Here is a 14,469-nt window from a genome sequence, read left to right on the forward strand (position 1 = left end):
CTGAAATTAAAGTGAGTGGCATCAGCGGGTTAGCTTGACAGCGTTTCCGGTGGCTGATTCAGGGGTTTTGCAACAAACTTCCGGAGTTCAGCCATGTGGACCGACACCACTCGCGCGTTATGCCCGCGTTGGCCTTGCCTTGCCAACAGATTTGACCGACGCCGAATGGGGAGTACTTGAGCCTTTGCTGCCTCCGCCTTCGTCGGTGGGTCGTCCGCGGAAATGGCCGCTGCGCCGTATCGTCGAGGCGATCCTTTATCTCCTGCGCGGCGGGCTGCCGTGGCGAATGTTGCCACCGTCGTTTCCGCCGGTTTCGACGGTTCGCCGTTGGTTCTATCTGTGGCGGGACAACGGTCTTTGGTTGTCGTTGAACCACATCTTGCTTATGGTAGTGCGCGAAGCACAGGGCCGTGAAGCCTCTCCCAGCGCTGGCGTAATCGACAGCCAGAGCGTCAAAACCACGGAAAGTTGCGGTCCCCGCGGTTATGACGCCGGCAAGAAGATCAAAGGGCGTAAGCGCCATATCCTTACCGACACAGCGGGGAACCTGGTGCACGCTGTCGTTCACACGGCCGACATCCAGAATCGTGACGGCGCGCCGCTTGTTCTGGTCGACATTGTTAAGCGCTTCCCGTGGTTGCGCCACCTCTTTGCTGATGGCGGCTATGCCGGAGATAAATTGAAAGACGCTCTCCGAAAGATGGGCGACTGGACCGTCGAGATCATAAAGCGTTCCGACCGAGCCCGGGGCTTCGAGGTGCTGCCACGGCGATGGGTGGTCGAAAGAACCATCGCATGGGTCAACCGAAACCGCCGACTGGCAAAGGACTTCGAGCGAACCATCGCATCCGCTACCGCATGGCTCTTCATCGCGTCCATCCAACTCCTTACCCGACGAGCCGCAAGCCTCCGTAATCATTCAAGTTAATTTTGAATCGGACTCTCAGAGAACTTATTATCTGAGGGGGGATATTGGCTACAGTAAGTTTGTTGTAGAGCACTGGCGTCTGAACAGATTGAAAGCCCGATTGCAATCAGCATGTATACCGGATTTAATTTCACATTTCCCTCCCCGCTTCGTTGACCGCCTTGGCCACGGGTGACCACAAGTAGCTGATGACCCGGCGTTTCCCCGTGACGTTCTCTGCGGTCACACTCATGCCAGATGACAACGGTTTTGATTCACGGTCAACTCGCATGACTTTCTATGATCGTTTGATGGATGCCGAAAATTCCCGCCCGCCCTCTTTCGCCGGGCGGACGAACCGCCTATATTAGCCGTGTTCCTTCGGGGACTATGGGGATAAACGCCCACGTAATAAGCGGACTGGACCCGGGTGCGATTCCCGGCGGCTCCACCATTTCCCTCCATTTGCGGAGCTTATATGGGGCCGATCAGCATCGACAGACGTGTAAAGGTGTAGCCTTCCCTCAGTTTGAGCCTCTGTGATCGGCTCAAAATTATAGTTGCGAACGATAACTTCGCTTCGGATCAAGCTCTTGCTGCGTAATGCGGCGGATCTAATCCACCTAAACTCCTAGGGCTTAAGCTCCCTAGGCGGGGCCCGCTGGACGCCTGGCAACAGAAGTCCAGCACCTCCCAAACATTTCGAGGGCCTAGCAACAGAACCTCGCCACTTCCTCCCTCCAAAGCCATCACAAGTCGGGGAAATCTCGCACCTGCGGGCATTTTGCTGTTTTGTTTCAGCCGCACCGTGTTAAGTCTGGGGCAGACTCATTCACCCAATGCAGGTGCCCCGCCCGACATGACCGATACGCCGTCCGTCATTGACCACATGGATTATGCGACCCTGACCCAGAACGCGCTGCGCGGTGTGATCCGCGAAGCCCTGATCAAGGCGTCGCATCCGCACGGCCTGCCCGGAGATCACCATTTCTACGTCACCTTCCTGACGCGCGCCGAAGGCGTGACTATCCCGGACGACCTGCTGAAACGCTATCCGCGCGACATCACCATCGTCCTGCAACACCAGTATCGCGAACTGAAGGTTGATGGTGACCGCATCAGCGTGACCCTCAGCTTTGGCGGCGTGCCCAAGGTGCTGCGCTTCCCCCTGTCGGCCATTACCCGCTTCTATGACCCCAGCGTGCAGTTCATCCTCGAATTCGACGTCGAGGAGCCTCTGGAGGCCAATGACGATGAGGGCCTGATCGCGGAGCCGGCCGCAGCGACCGATGGGGCCAAACCGGCCGAGCCCGATCCCGACGCCCCGCCCCCCGATACAGGCCCCAAAGTCGTCTCGCTCGATCAGTTTCGCAAGAAGTAGCCTCCGCCTTCGCAGGGTTTCGCCACATGCGCCGACCGTCTGCCCGCCTGATAGCCCTGCTCACCGCCGGGTGCCTCGTTCTGGGGCTGAGCCTGCCGGCCGTGGCGGCCACCCCGGTGCCGCCGGTTGAAGCCCCGTCCGTCGAAGCCCCGCCGCCACTGGCAAGCCCATCGCAGACACCGCGGCCTGCGCGGACAGCCCCACGGCGGGCCGCACCTGCGCCCGTCGTGACCGAACCCGCCTCGGTCAATCGTCCGGTGAGCCCGGAAGACATCGAATCCTTTACCGACGCCACCGTCTCGGCCCTGATGCAGCGCGACCATGTGCTGGGGGTGACGGTCGCCGTAGTGCAGGGCGGCACGCCGCTGCTGATCAAGGGCTATGGCTATGACCGCCTGACGCCGCGTCAGCCGGTCGATGCGCGCACCAGCCTGTTCCGCATCGGCTCGATCACCAAGACCTTTACCTGGATCGCCGTGCGTCAGGAGATCGAGGCCGGGCGCCTCCAGCTTGATGGCCCCGTCGCCGCCTATCTGCCCGAAGATATCTTTGCCAAGGACCGGCGGTTCAAAGCCATCCGTATGCGCGACCTGATGGCCCATACGGCGGGGTTTGAGGACACCTCTCTGGGCCACCTCTTCCGTCTCGAAGACGGGCGCATCGAATCGACCGACACCTATTTCCGCCGCCACGCGCCGCAGCGCCTGCGCGAACCGGGCAGCTTCGCCACCTATTCCAACTATGGGGCCGCACTGGCAGCCCGCGCGGCCGCCCGGACGGCTGAGGCGAAGGATGTGCCCACCCTGATGGAAGCCCGCATATTCCGGCCGCTGGGCCTCGGCTCGACCACCCTGCGTGAGCCCTACGATCCGGCGCTGATCCACCCCAATGCCGCCGCCGAAGGCCTGCCTGCGCCCATGCCGGGGGGCCTGTCCGACCGCCTGTCGCAGGGCTTTATCTGGGATGGCGCCACCTTCCGGGCACAGCCCTTCGACCACGCCCTGCCCATGGCCGGGGCGCTGGGGGCTTCGACCACGGCTGCGGACATGGCGCGCTATATGTCCCTGCTGCTGGGCAATGGCAGCCTCGACGGAGTGACCCTGTTCGGACCGGCCTCGGCTCAGGCCTTCCGCTCACCACTCCTGACCATGCCCAAGGGCTATAATGGCTGGGCGTCGGGCCTGCGTATCGGGGAGACGGCACAGGGGCTGAAAACCTATGGTCATACGGGCGCGACCCTGTGGTTCAACGCCACTATGATTTTGGTACCTGAACGCAATCTGGGCATCTTCATCGCCGCCAATACCGAAACCGGCGACACGCTGACGCGCGCCTATCCCGAACTGCTGATCCAGCATGTGGAAGGCGGCGTGCCCCCCGCCCCGCGTCAGCCGCCACAGACCTATGCCGCCGATCGTGCCTATTTCGACTCCTTGCGCGGGGCCTATGTTTCGACGCGGCGTGCCTATGGCGGGCTGGAAGGGGCGGTGACGCGGCTGATCAACACAGTGGAGGTCGATGCCGATGCACAGGGCCGCCTGATCGTCTCGGCCCCGGACGGATCGTCCGCCTATGTCGCGGCGGCCGCGCGCGGCTTCTTCATCCCGCAGGAGACCAATCCGCTGGGGCCGCAGATCAGCAATGACGGTCTGCATTTTTTGTTTAAACCGCAGGGTGGCCGCGCCACGGCCTTTGAAACCAGCGCCAATATGGCTCGCTATGAGCGAGTCGGCTGGGTGCACCGGCCTTCGACCCTGTATAATCTGACGGCGCTCATGCTGGGTTCGTGCGTGCTGGTGCTGATGGGGCTGAGCCGCGTGGGTCAGCGCGATCACCCGACCGAAGCGCAGGTCGCAGCAACTTGGATTTCGTATGCTACAGCGGCCATATGGATACTGGCCATCGCCCTGTTCAACAACTGGCGTAAGGGCTTGACCGGCGACCCCAGCGCCCTGTTCACTCACTGGCCCAGCGGTCAGTTGCAGATGGCGTCGTGGCTGGCAGTGCTGGCGTCGCTGGCGACCCTGTTTCAACTGGGCAGCCTCTACCGCGTCTATGAAGAGGCCCATTATCACGCCGACGGCTGGGCTCTGTGGCAAAAGGCGGCGCACACGGCGCTCAATACCGGCTGGCTGTGCTATGCTATCCTGCTGATGAGCTGGGGCGCGCTGACGCCTTGGGGGTAATTCACCGCTTCAGTGCATAGACGCGGATATGGATTTGCTCGCGTTCGCCTTCAAAGCGTTCGACCAGCAGCCGCGCCACCTGACTGTCATCGTGGAAGACAAACCCCTTGATGGCATCGAGCAGCGCCTTGGCGAGGTTATCGAGGTCCATCCACGGCGGGTCACCGACGTGCTCCATGCGGATTTCGACCGCATAATCGCCCCAGGCCGGACGCGACCCCCGCCATTCCTTACGAAAAAACTCATAGACCAGCGGCTTGTAATACTTGGCCTGCGTCGTCAGACCATCAATGAAGAGTTCAATCCCCTCATCGGTTTCCCGCGCCCGCACCTTCCCGAAAGTGGTCCAGGTCACGGTAGGGTCCTCACCGGCAGCGTAATATCGCAGACCGAAAAGTCCGCCCCCTTTTCGGCCCGCTTCGCCTTGACCAAAGCCGCAAAGGCCGATCCGGCGGGGTTCATGATCTCCAGTTTCGGGCGCTCGGCCAAGGGCATATCGGCCAGCAACTGTACCTGAACCATCGCATCGGGTTGCGCCGGGGGTTCGCCCACCCTCAGCGCCGCCAGCGCGTCGAAACCTGATACAACGCGACCCACAACCGTATAGTCGCGGTCCAGTCGCGTGACCGTATCGCGCATCAGATATAGCTCGCTATTGGCCGAGTCTCTGGCCTCCCCGCGCCCCATGCCCAGCACGCCGCGGCAGTGCGTCCCCCAGGCCCGCACAGCGTGACTGCCGTCACTGGCGGGCGGCATATGCCGGTCGGTCATCGCCACATAGGGCACCGCGCCGATAAAGCCGGTCGTCGCCCCGGCGGGTTGCGCCACCACTGTGTGCGGCACCATCTCACCCAGTTTGAACACCGCCTCCAGAGGCAGATCCGGCAGAGGGCTGCGACCGCCATCCTTATTGTTCGGATTGCCGGTCTGGGCCACGAAATGATCAATCACGCGATGGAACAGCAGGCCGTTATAAAAGCCCTGCCGCGTCAGGTCTTTGATGCGCGCCACACCCTGCGGCGCCATTTGCGGGCTGAGGGCGATGATCACCCGCCCCTGAGTCGTCTCCATGACCAGCGTGTTGTCGGCATCCAGCGGCGTCCAGTCCTGCGCGGTCGCTGCCGTCGCCAGCGCCGCCAGCGCCGCAATGACGCCCGCCCCCCACGCCTTCATCACGCCTTCTCCACGAAACTATCGATGACCTTCTTCTCGCCCGAAATATCGAAATTGACCACCAGCTTGTTGCCTTCGGTTTCGACCACATGACCATAGCCGAACTTGCTGTGGAAGACGCGGGTGCCCACGCTGAGGCCCTTGGACGGTTGCGGCTTGGCGGCCGGCGGGCGGTGCGGCTGCGGCTTTTTCTCCAGCCGGCTCATATCGACGCCGGACAGGCGGTCGCTGAACCGGCCCTCGGTTTTCGTTTCGCTTTTGGTATGGTTAGGCTGATATCCGGCGCGGTCCCAACGCGACTGCTCAGACTGCCAGCCCGCCTGATTATAGCCGGTTTGCGAGGTCGCCTCGACGTGGTCGATGGGCATTTCGTCGATAAAGCGCGACGGAATCTGGCTGGTCCAGCGGCCGAAGACCTGCCGATTGGCAACGAAAGAAACCCGCGCGATCTCCCGCGCCCGCGTCAGGCCGACATAGGCCAGCCGCCGCTCCTCCTCCAGCCCTTTCAGGCCGTTTTCGTCCATCGAGCGCTGTGACGGGAAGACGCCCTCTTCCCAGCCCGGCAGAAAGACCACCGGAAACTCCAGCCCCTTGGCGGCGTGCAGGGTCGAGATACGCACGCTGTTTTCGCCATTGTCGCGCTCCAGGTCCATGACCAGCGACACATGCTCCAGATAGGCTTCGAGGTTTTCGAAGTCCTGCATGGCGTTCATCATTTCCTTGAGGTTGTCGATGCGGGTGCCGCCCGACGTCTTGTCGGCGCGCTGCATGTCATAATAACCGCTCTCGGTCAGCACCATATCGAGCAGCGCATCGTGCGCGGTGCTTTTCAGCGCCGCCACCCAGCGGTCGTAATCGCGCAGGAAACCGACCAGCGGCGTCTTCGCGCGTGCGGGCAGTTCATCGGTCTGCACCAGATCACGCACCGCGGCCATGACGCTCTGGCCGGCCAATCGCGCCTGCATCAAGAGCTTCTGCACCGTGGCATCGCCGATGCCGCGCTTGGGCACATTGACGATGCGCTCAAAGGCCAGATCATCGTCTTCGGACTGGATCAGGCGCAGATAGGCGATGGCGTCGCGGATTTCCGCCCGCTCAAAAAAGCGCGGGCCGCCCACCACCACATAGGGGATTTGCAACATCAGGAAGCGTTCTTCAAAGGCCCGCATCTGGAACGAGGCGCGCACCAGCACGGCCATATCCGAATAGGCACGGCCCTGCTTTTTCAGACGCTCGATATCCTCAGCGACGCCCTGCGCCTCGGCCGCGCCGTCCCACAGGCCCTGCACGCGCACCTTTTCGCCACCCTGCTGATCGGTGAACAGGGTCTTGCCCAGACGCGCGCTATTGGCGCGGATCAGGCCCGACGCCGCCGACAGGATATGCTGGGTCGAGCGGTAGTTGCGCTCCAGCCGGATCACCTTGGCGCCCGGATAGTCGCGCTCGAACTTGAGGATGTTATCGACTTCGGCCCCGCGCCAGCCATAGATCGACTGATCATCATCGCCGACGCAGCAGAGGTTACGGTTGGCATTGGTGAGAATCCGCAGCCACAGATACTGGGCGATATTGGTGTCCTGATACTCGTCCACCAGCACGTACTTGAAGCGGCGGTGATAGTGTTCGAGGATGTCCGGATGCTCGCTTAGGATTTTCAGCGTGTGCAGCAAAAGGTCACCGAAATCGCAGGCGTTCAATACCCGCAGGCGCTCCTGATACTCGGCATAGAGTTCCGGCCCCTTGTTGAAGGCGAACTGCGCGCCCTCGTCGGCGGTCATCTTCGCCACCTTGTCCGGCGTCAGGCCCTTGTTCTTCCACTGATCAAGGAAGTGCGCCATCAGCTTGGGCGGAAAGCGCTTGGTGTCGATGCGCCGCGCCTCCATGATCTGCTTGAGAAGGCGCGTCTGATCGTCGTCGTCGATGATGTTGAAGCTCGACTTCAGCCCCACCAGTTCGGCATGACGGCGCAGCATCTGCGCGGCGATCGAGTGGAAGGTGCCGAGATTAGACAAACCTTCCGCCGATGGCCCCACCAGCCGCGTCGTGCGCTCACGCATTTCGCGCGCCGCCTTGTTGGTGAAGGTGACGCAGAGGATTTCCCACGGTTTGGCCAGACCCTGCGCCAGTATGTGCGCGATACGCGTGGTCAAAACGCGCGTCTTACCCGTACCCGCTCCGGCCAGAACCAGCACCGGCCCTTCGGTCGAACGCACGGCGTCGGCCTGTTCAGGGTTCAGACCCTTGAAAAAATCGCTGCTGAAAGAGGCCCCGTTGACCGAGGCCCGCTGACTGATGGGGATGGAAACGTCTTCGTTCATGCCCCTCAGTCTAGACCGTTCGCCGGGCGGAACCAAACGGAAACATCAAGCTTTGCCGCTTATGCACAGGACCGCCCCGCCCCTCAGACGGCCTCTGGCTTGCGTTTCTTGCTATTGCTGGCTTTTTGCTGCACGTAGGCCAGTGCCGACAGGCGACAGAAAGAGGCCAGCAGGCTTTCGCCGCGCTTGGTATCCAACTCGGCGATCAGCGCCGCCAGACTGATTCGGCGCTCCTTGGCCATCGCCTCCAGCACCGCCCAGAACTCCGGCTCGAGTGCAACAGACGTCGCGTGTCCGGCAAGATTAACCGATCTCTTTCTTAAACCCGGCATAGTGTCCCTCCTGTCCAGGCAACGCTTTGCAGCATCAACACGCCCCCGGCGACGCTGCACTCTTTGTGAATTCAATGGACGATATCGGTATAAACCCAACAAATCTGATTTATTATTGTGGTAATATTAAACCGCTACATCCATGGCCGTGAAAAAACCATGTAAACTCTTGTCATTTTACATAAAAACGTCAACCGTTTTCGGAATTATCCACATCCTTACGTTTTTGCCCGTCGAGCAGGCGCTCGCGGCGCGCCTCATCTTCACGCGCCGCCCGGCGCAGATGACCGCGCAACCCGAAAGTGACGCGGTTCTGAGCGGCCTGCGCTTTGTCGCGCTCACGCTGTCGCGTCTTTCGCGCCTTGTTCAGATTGATCACGTCACTCATGAATTTTACTCAGGGTCTTGATCGGGCCGCAAACTCCGGACCGATGCATTTTTTAAACGCAGCGTCAATGATCGTTCATTATACAGCGCTGCCGTTGCAAATAAAAGAAAATTAAGCTGCGTTCGAAACTAAAGCCTTTATAATTTTCATCAAAACACCGTTACGCCAAAAACGCAACCCCTCGATTTATTCTTCTTTTCCGGAACTTACGCATGACCCTCATTCTCAACATTCTGTGGTTCATCTTCGGCGGCTTTGCGGCCGGTCTGGCCTGGTGTCTGGGCGGTTGCCTGCTGGCCATCACCATTGTGGGCCTGCCGTGGGCCGGGGCCGCCTTTCGCATCGCCGGCTTCAGCTTCTTCCCGTTTGGCAAGGCCATTGCCGACCGCGATCTCATGACCGGTCAGGGCGATCTGGGTACGGGCGGCATGGGCGCGCTGATGAACATTGTGTGGATTCTTCTGGGTGGCTGGTACATCGCGCTGGGTCATCTCGTTCTGGCGCTGGCTCAGGCGGTAACCATCATCGGCATCCCGTTTGCCCTCAAAAATGTGCAACTGGCGTGGCTGGCTCTGGCCCCCGTCGGCAAGATCGTCATTGAAAAGCCCTGATCCCCTCCTGTAGATATCCGGAAAACCTGTTCCGGAGAGTCAGATGGATTTGGATCGACGCACCCTGATGACCAGCGGGCTGGGCCTCGGCGTGGCCGCCACCTCCGGTGCCCTGGCCCAGGCGCCGGTCATGGGCACAGAGCTTAAAGACCTGCGCGGCACACCTTTGCCGCCAGAAACGACGGAATATGTCGATCTGTGGCCAAAGGGGCCGGCGGGTCTGCTCAAGACCGAACTGAGCGAAGTCGTCAAAGCCGCTCCCACCCCGCCCCTGCGCCGGCTGGTCAACGGGGTGATCCGCCCGCGTCTGGCCGTCTATCGGCCGCAAAAGCCGAACGGCGGCGCGCTGCTGGTGATCCCCGGCGGCGGCTACACCTATATCTCGGTCGATAACGAAGGCCACAATGTCGGCCGCGTGTTTTCGGCGCAGGGCCTGACCGTCTTCGTCCTCTACTATCGCCTGCCGGCCGAAGGCTGGGCGCAGGCGTCGGATGTGCCCTTGATGGATGCCCAGCGCGCCATGCGCCTGATCAAGGCACGCGCCAAAGACTTCCAGATCGATCCGGCGCGCGTCGGCGTGATGGGGTTCAGCGCCGGGGGCCACCTGTGCGCCTCACTGGCCACCGGCTATGGCGCCCCCGTCTATGCCGCTGTCGATGCCATAGACGCGCAGGACGCCCGCCCCTACCTGTGCGCGCCGATCTATGCGGTTATTTCGATGAAACCCGGCCTGACCCACGCCGGGTCGCGCAGCAACCTCATCGGGGCCAATGCCAGCGAGGAGATCACCGCCCGCTATTCGACGGAAAACCACGTCACACCGCAGACACCCCCGGCCTTTCTGCTGCACGCCGAAGACGACGGAGCCGTGCCGGTCGAAAACACCCTGGCCTTCCGCGCGGCGCTGAAAGCGGCCGGGGTCAGTGTCGAAACCCACCTTTACCCGAAGGGCGGGCATGGCTTTGGCATCCTGTCGCCCGCCGTGCCGTGGAGCGATCTGTTCCTGCATTTCGCGCGACAACAAGGCCTGTATAGCCAGACAAATGCCTGAGACGGCTCTAGAAACGACCATGAAAACTTATCCCAAGGTCAACTGTAACCTTGTTAAATACTTTTCATGACTCAGGTTTAATTTGACCCGGATCGCCGGTTGCGAGATGTGTGATGAGGCAGAGTCCGGCTTTTCGGACGTCTGCAGATGTTGGAAACCCTGTTGATGCGCGTACTGGCCTGCACATCCCTGATCCTGCTGCTGCCTCTGGCCTGTCCGGAGATGGCGCTGGCCGGTGAAAACCGGATCGAACTGCAAAATCTGGCCGCGCGCGTGGTGGTGGTGACGCAGGCGCGTCAGGATATCGATGTGCGCGTCAAAACCGGCCCCCGCAACATGCCTCAGATCACGCTGCGCCGTCAGGGCGACCGCGTCATCGTCAACGGCAATGTCAGTGGTCGCGATCAGTCGTGCGGCGGTGGCGGCACCAGCCTGTTTGCCTTCAATATCGGCGACCGCAGCGTCACCACGGTCAAGGTAGCCGGCATGGGGCACGTCACCCTGTCTGACCTGCCGACGGTCTATGTCTATGCCCCGCAGGATATGGAGATCGTCAGCAAGGGCGCGGTCTATGGCAATGTATCGGAGGCCAGCAGCCTGAAGCTCAGCGTGCAGGGTTGCGGTGACTGGAACGTCGGGCCCGTGCGCGGCGTCCTGACCCTGATTAATAGCGGCTCCGGCGACACCCATGCCGCCAGTGGCGGCGACAGCGAAATCGTCAGTACCGGGTCCGGTGATGTGCATATCAGCGGCGTGCGCTCGCTCAAACTGTCGCAGTCGGGCTCCGGCGATGTCAGCGTCGGCTCAGTCAGCGGCACCCTGTCGGCGGCAAGCGCCGGGTCGGGCGATATCAGCATCGGGGCGGTCAGCGGTCCGGTCGAAATCAGCATGGCCGGGTCCGGCGACGTAGTAGTGGCCAAGGGCCGCAGCCCGACGCTGAAAATCGCCGTGGCCGGGTCGGGCGACGTGCATTTTGGTGGCGAAGCGAAGATGGTCGAAGCCGCTGTGGTCGGCTCAGGCGACGTCTTTGTCGCGCGCGCCACCGGCCCGGTTCAGAAGAAAGTGTTGGGCTCCGGCGACATCAATATCGGCGGCCAATAAACAATCCCAGTAATTAGCCCCTCAGTAATCCACCCGCTGCGGATCAGCTAAAATCATCCGTGTCGCGCAGTCGGCGGCGCATGACCGCACGCAAAATGGATACGCCCACGATTAACGGCGACAAGGCCATGATGTACAGCTTGCGCCAGATGGTATCGGCGCGCTTCAGGAAATAATAGACCAGTCCCAACCCCTTGTTCGTTTCGACAAACAGGGGATCAACGCGCGAGGTGTGGCCCTCGTGGATGACCTCGGCGCTGGGGTGGAACAGCACGGTGCCGCCCTTTTTGCGAATGCGCCAGCACAGGTCCACGTCTTCGACGTGCAGGAAGAAACGCGTATCAAAGCCGCCCACCGACAGAAAATCGGCGCGGGCGATGCAGAAGCAGGCCCCCGACACTGCGGCCACTGGCACCGGAGCGTCCGGCAGAAGTTCGTCTTCGCGGTGGATTTCAAAGCCACGCAGGAAGGGCAGATAGCGGGACAGGCGCATCAGCGACACCAGTGTGGTTATCGGCGTGACCTCACCGCGCCGCGACCCACGCTGCTCAGATCCATCGGGGTTCAGAACGCGAGCCCCCACCAGACAGGGCCGGGGTGTGCTCAGCGCCGCATCGACCAGCGCTTCGACCGCTCCATCGCACAGTATGGCATCGGGATTGAGGAAAACCACCCACGGCTGGCTGGCCAGTTGAGCCCCCATATTGGCGGCACGTGCAAAGCCAATATTACCGTGCCCCTGCACCAGCAGCACCCGCTCATAGGCTTCATCGATCTCACGCAGCAGTTCGATGGTGCGTTCTGAGGAGCCATTGTCGATCAGAATCAGTTGCTTCACCGCCGCTTCGGCCAGCACCCGTTCAATGGAGTCGAACAGGATACGCCCGGAGTGGTAGGCGATAATAACCACAGCCACGCCACGCGTGTCCCGTGCCGGCAGAACAATGTCCGTCCCCGGCACGAGCGCTTCTGCCTCACCTGCCGCCAGCCTCTGGGCCTTAAGCAGGTCACTAATGGTAGGCGGCAGGGCAGGTTTCATCTAATCGGCTTCAATATGACTTACTTCAAATCAGGCGGCAGGCTTTCGGTACGCAACTGTTCAGCGGCATTATCGACCGACAAAACGGTCTGCCCTTCCTGCCCCAGATAACGCAGGGCTACTTCCCCGGTTTCGGCTTCTTTGCGTCCGACCACCGCGATGACCGGCACCTTGGCCAGCGAATGTTCGCGGATCTTGTAGTTAATCTTCTCGTTCCGCAGGTCTGTGTCAACCCTGAGTCCTGCCGAACGCAATTTTGCCGCTACCTGTTGCGCGTAATCATTAGCATCAGACGTGATCGGTGCCACTACCACCTGTATGGGAGCCAGCCACAGCGGGAATTTACCCCCGTAATTTTCGATCATTATGCCGATAAAGCGCTCAAACGAGCCCAGAATAGCGCGGTGTAGCATCACCGGACGCTGACGCGAGCCGTCTTCGGCGACGTATTCCGCCCCCAGACGCTCCGGCAGCACGTAGTCGAGCTGGATCGTGCCGCAGGTCCAGGTTCGGCCGATGGCGTCGCGCACAATAAAGTCGAGTTTCGGCGCATAGAAGGCCCCGTCGCCCTCGGCAATAACCGGTTCCACACCCGCGGCGCGGGCGGCCTCGGCCATCTGCGCCTCGGCCTTGTCCCAGAACTCATCAGAGCCCGCGCGCACCTCCGGACGGGTGGCCAGCGCGATATGTTCGGCCTGCATCCCCAGATCGGCGTGCACCTGACGGCAAAGGGTGATGAACTTCGTCGTCTCTTCGACGATCTGGTCTTCGCGGCAGAAGATGTGCGCGTCGTCCTGCGTGAAGCCGCGCACGCGCATCAGGCCGTGCAGCGAACCCGAAGGCTCATAACGGTGGCAGGCCCCGAATTCAGCCATGCGGATCGGCAGTTCCTTATAGGAACGCAGGCCCACCTTGAAGATCTGCACGTGGCCGGGGCAGTTCATCGGCTTCAGGCTGAGGGTTTCGCCTTCGACCGTCTCGCAGACGAACATGTTGGGGCGGTACTTGTCCCAGTGACCCGACTTTTCCCAGAAGGTGCGGTCCAGCACCTGCGGCGTCTTGACCTCGACATAGCCGGCGGCATCGAGACGGCGGCGCATATAGGCCTCCAGCGTCCGCCACAGCGTCCAGCCGTGCGGGTGCCAGAAGACCATGCCGCGCCCCTCTTCCTGCATGTGGAAGAGGTTCATCTGACGGCCCAGCTTGCGGTGGTCGCGCTTTTCGGCCTCTTCGAGGCGCGTGATATAGGCCTGAAGGTCTTCTTCGGAGGCCCAGGCCGTGCCGTAGATGCGCTGAAGCTGCGCATTATTGTGGTCGCCGCGCCAGTAGGCCCCGGCCAGCTTGGTCAGCTTGAAGGCCTTGCCGATGAATTTCGACGACGGGAAGTGCGGCCCGCGGCACAGATCCTTCCAGTTGTCGCCGTGGCGATAGACGGTGATCGTCTCCGTGCCGGGCAGGTCGCGGATGATCTCGGCCTTATAGTGTTCGCCGATCTCTTCAAAATGCTGGATGGCCGCGTCGCGTTCCCACACTTCGCGCACGATCTTGTCGTCGCGATCGACCAGCTCCTTCATCTTCTTTTCGATCTTGGGCAGGTCGTCGAGGCTGAACGGCTCATCGCGCGCAAAGTCGTAATAGAAGCCGTCCTCGATGGCCGGGCCGATGGTGACCTGCGTGCCGGGGAACAGCTCCTGCACCGCCTGCGCCAGCAGGTGGGCGGTATCGTGGCGGATGACTTCCAGGAGGGCCGGATCATCGCGCGTCAGGATTTCGATGGAGGCGCTGCCCTCGATGGGGCGGTCGAGATCGTACAGTTCTCCGTTGAGGCGGAGCATCGCCGCCTTTTTGGCGAGAGACTTGGACAGACCCTCCGCTATGCTGCGTCCGGTTGCGCCCGGCTCATAGGAACGAACGGCGCCATCGGGAAAGGTCAGGTCAATCATGTCTTCTCTCACTCTGTGTCCAGTCCATACGAGAGACCA

General features: G+C 61.6%; 13 protein-coding genes and 1 other RNA gene. 7 read left to right on the forward strand and 7 right to left on the reverse strand.

Translation table 11 applies throughout. The annotated features are described in order from the left end of the window. Nucleotides 1-93 precede the first annotated feature (93 nt). The 4 genes from ACK8OE_RS02500 to ACK8OE_RS02515 all read left to right on the forward strand — a co-directional run bounded on the left by ACK8OE_RS02500 (nt 94) and on the right by ACK8OE_RS02515 (nt 4,474). Nucleotides 94-928, forward strand: a protein-coding gene (locus tag ACK8OE_RS02500) for an IS5 family transposase (RefSeq protein ID WP_410271238.1) whose coding sequence is annotated in 2 segments (ribosomal slippage) — nt 94-119 and nt 118-928 — 837 coding nt in all. Because the reading frame shifts where the segments join, the coding sequence is not laid out codon by codon here. Between the two features lie 315 nt (nt 929-1,243). Beyond that, nucleotides 1,244-1,598: a transfer-messenger RNA gene (ssrA, locus tag ACK8OE_RS02505) on the forward strand. A gap of 168 nt (nt 1,599-1,766) precedes the next feature. Beyond that, on the forward strand, nt 1,767-2,288 hold the full coding sequence (locus ACK8OE_RS02510; protein ID WP_410271239.1) for an SspB family protein: 522 nt from the start codon (nt 1,767-1,769) through the stop codon (nt 2,286-2,288). Between the two features lie 26 nt (nt 2,289-2,314). Further along, nucleotides 2,315-4,474, forward strand: a complete 2,160-nt coding sequence (locus ACK8OE_RS02515; RefSeq protein ID WP_410271240.1) for a serine hydrolase — start codon at nt 2,315-2,317, stop codon at nt 4,472-4,474. Nucleotide 4,475: 1 nt separating this feature from the next. Here ACK8OE_RS02515 and ACK8OE_RS02520 read toward each other — a convergent pair whose 3' ends face one another. The 5 genes from ACK8OE_RS02520 to ACK8OE_RS02540 all read right to left on the reverse strand — a co-directional run bounded on the left by ACK8OE_RS02520 (nt 4,476) and on the right by ACK8OE_RS02540 (nt 8,685). Continuing rightward, nucleotides 4,476-4,829, reverse strand: coding sequence for a RusA family crossover junction endodeoxyribonuclease (locus ACK8OE_RS02520; RefSeq protein ID WP_290794653.1), 354 nt, complete (start codon nt 4,827-4,829; stop codon nt 4,476-4,478). Continuing rightward, entirely contained in the window at nt 4,826-5,647 is an 822-nt protein-coding gene (locus tag ACK8OE_RS02525; protein WP_410271586.1) for a peptidylprolyl isomerase, read from the reverse strand. The genes ACK8OE_RS02520 and ACK8OE_RS02525 overlap by 4 nt, the downstream gene beginning before the upstream one ends. Continuing rightward, a complete protein-coding gene (locus tag ACK8OE_RS02530) occupies nt 5,647-7,965 on the reverse strand; it encodes an ATP-dependent helicase (protein ID WP_410271241.1) in 2,319 nt (772 codons plus the stop codon). Before ACK8OE_RS02530 ends, ACK8OE_RS02525 begins: the two co-directional genes overlap by 1 nt. Before the next feature lie 83 nt (nt 7,966-8,048). Further along, nucleotides 8,049-8,297 (reverse strand): ribbon-helix-helix domain-containing protein, encoded by a 249-nt coding sequence (locus tag ACK8OE_RS02535; RefSeq protein WP_410271242.1) that lies wholly within the window; start codon nt 8,295-8,297, stop codon nt 8,049-8,051. Nucleotides 8,298-8,487: 190 nt separating this feature from the next. Continuing rightward, the gene (locus tag ACK8OE_RS02540) at nt 8,488-8,685 is read right to left on the reverse strand and encodes a DUF4169 family protein (protein ID WP_410271243.1); all 198 of its coding nucleotides are present in this window, start codon (nt 8,683-8,685) and stop codon (nt 8,488-8,490) included. Nucleotides 8,686-8,897: 212 nt separating this feature from the next. Here ACK8OE_RS02540 and ACK8OE_RS02545 point away from each other — a divergent pair, with 212 nt between their 5' ends. From ACK8OE_RS02545 to ACK8OE_RS02555, 3 genes are all read left to right on the forward strand, one after another. Then, a complete protein-coding gene (locus ACK8OE_RS02545; RefSeq protein ID WP_126419708.1) occupies nt 8,898-9,296 on the forward strand; it encodes a YccF domain-containing protein in 399 nt (132 codons plus the stop codon). A gap of 43 nt (nt 9,297-9,339) precedes the next feature. Beyond that, nucleotides 9,340-10,347: an alpha/beta hydrolase gene (locus ACK8OE_RS02550; protein ID WP_410271244.1), complete on the forward strand. Its 1,008-nt coding sequence runs from the start codon at nt 9,340-9,342 to the stop codon at nt 10,345-10,347. 147 nt (nt 10,348-10,494) lie between these two features. Next, entirely contained in the window at nt 10,495-11,448 is a 954-nt protein-coding gene (locus ACK8OE_RS02555; RefSeq protein WP_410271245.1) for a GIN domain-containing protein, read from the forward strand. Between the two features lie 43 nt (nt 11,449-11,491). Here ACK8OE_RS02555 and ACK8OE_RS02560 read toward each other — a convergent pair whose 3' ends face one another. Then, on the reverse strand, nt 11,492-12,487 hold the full coding sequence (locus ACK8OE_RS02560) for a glycosyltransferase family 2 protein (protein ID WP_410271246.1): 996 nt from the start codon (nt 12,485-12,487) through the stop codon (nt 11,492-11,494). A 20-nt stretch (nt 12,488-12,507) separates the two neighbouring features. Continuing rightward, nucleotides 12,508-14,430: a threonine--tRNA ligase gene (thrS, locus tag ACK8OE_RS02565; protein ID WP_290794687.1), complete on the reverse strand. Its 1,923-nt coding sequence runs from the start codon at nt 14,428-14,430 to the stop codon at nt 12,508-12,510. Nucleotides 14,431-14,469 lie beyond the last annotated feature (39 nt).

Source organism: Asticcacaulis sp. W401b, assembly GCF_046503825.1.
In the GTDB taxonomy this organism is placed as follows: domain Bacteria; phylum Pseudomonadota; class Alphaproteobacteria; order Caulobacterales; family Caulobacteraceae; genus Asticcacaulis.

What these genes read in the sequence shown, in the direction of transcription:
- ACK8OE_RS02525 (WP_410271586.1), bottom strand. Translation starts at nt 5,647, where the DNA reads ATGAAGGCGTGGGGGGCGGGCGTCATTGCGGCGCTGGCGGCGCTGGCG.
- ACK8OE_RS02555 (WP_410271245.1), top strand. Translation starts at nt 10,495, where the DNA reads ATGTTGGAAACCCTGTTGATGCGCGTACTGGCCTGCACATCCCTGATC.
- ACK8OE_RS02515 (WP_410271240.1), top strand. Translation starts at nt 2,315, where the DNA reads ATGCGCCGACCGTCTGCCCGCCTGATAGCCCTGCTCACCGCCGGGTGC.
- ACK8OE_RS02550 (WP_410271244.1), top strand. Translation starts at nt 9,340, where the DNA reads ATGGATTTGGATCGACGCACCCTGATGACCAGCGGGCTGGGCCTCGGC.
- ACK8OE_RS02540 (WP_410271243.1), bottom strand. Translation starts at nt 8,685, where the DNA reads ATGAGTGACGTGATCAATCTGAACAAGGCGCGAAAGACGCGACAGCGT.
- ACK8OE_RS02530 (WP_410271241.1), bottom strand. Translation starts at nt 7,965, where the DNA reads ATGAACGAAGACGTTTCCATCCCCATCAGTCAGCGGGCCTCGGTCAAC.
- ACK8OE_RS02545 (WP_126419708.1), top strand. Translation starts at nt 8,898, where the DNA reads ATGACCCTCATTCTCAACATTCTGTGGTTCATCTTCGGCGGCTTTGCG.
- ACK8OE_RS02560 (WP_410271246.1), bottom strand. Translation starts at nt 12,487, where the DNA reads ATGAAACCTGCCCTGCCGCCTACCATTAGTGACCTGCTTAAGGCCCAG.
- ACK8OE_RS02510 (WP_410271239.1), top strand. Translation starts at nt 1,767, where the DNA reads ATGACCGATACGCCGTCCGTCATTGACCACATGGATTATGCGACCCTG.
- thrS (WP_290794687.1), bottom strand. Translation starts at nt 14,430, where the DNA reads ATGATTGACCTGACCTTTCCCGATGGCGCCGTTCGTTCCTATGAGCCG.
- ACK8OE_RS02535 (WP_410271242.1), bottom strand. Translation starts at nt 8,297, where the DNA reads ATGCCGGGTTTAAGAAAGAGATCGGTTAATCTTGCCGGACACGCGACG.